The organism is Pseudonocardia sp. SID8383, assembly GCF_009864975.1.
GTDB lineage: Bacteria > Actinomycetota > Actinomycetes > Mycobacteriales > Pseudonocardiaceae > Pseudonocardia > Pseudonocardia alni.
In genome coordinates this window covers 1-370 of the sequence record NZ_WWFY01000066.1, presented here as the reverse complement: position 1 = coordinate 370, position 370 = coordinate 1, and the positions used below count along the sequence as shown (strand labels likewise).

Here is a 370-nt window from a genome sequence, read left to right as displayed (position 1 = left end):
GTAGGTCTGCGGGACCAGCACGAGGCGGCGGCCGTCGAGGTCGCCGCCGGCCGGGGACCCGCCGCGCGGGGCCCAGGTGATGCGGTAGCGCCAGCCGTCCCGGGTGGCCTGCTCGCCGCGGCGGCGACGCCATGCGGTCAGCGCCGGGACCATCGCGGAGACGGTGGCGTCGTCCAGGCCGAGCGAGCCGACCAGTCCCTCGACGTCGTCGCGCTCGACGGCGGCCCAGAACTCGGCGTCGGCACCGGTGCCCTCGGGCACGGCGGCGGCCGCCGTCTCCGGCCAGTACCGCTCTCGCTGGAACGCATACGACGGGAGGGCGACCCGCCCGTGGCCGTACCCGGCGAGCAGCGCCCGCCGGTCGAGGCGG

1 protein-coding gene is annotated in these 370 nt (G+C 78.4%); it reads right to left on the bottom strand.

The features are described 5' to 3' along the window. Positions 1 to 370, bottom strand: a 370-nt coding sequence (locus GTW08_RS01585; protein WP_161151291.1) for a hypothetical protein, incomplete at both ends; no start/stop codon positions are given.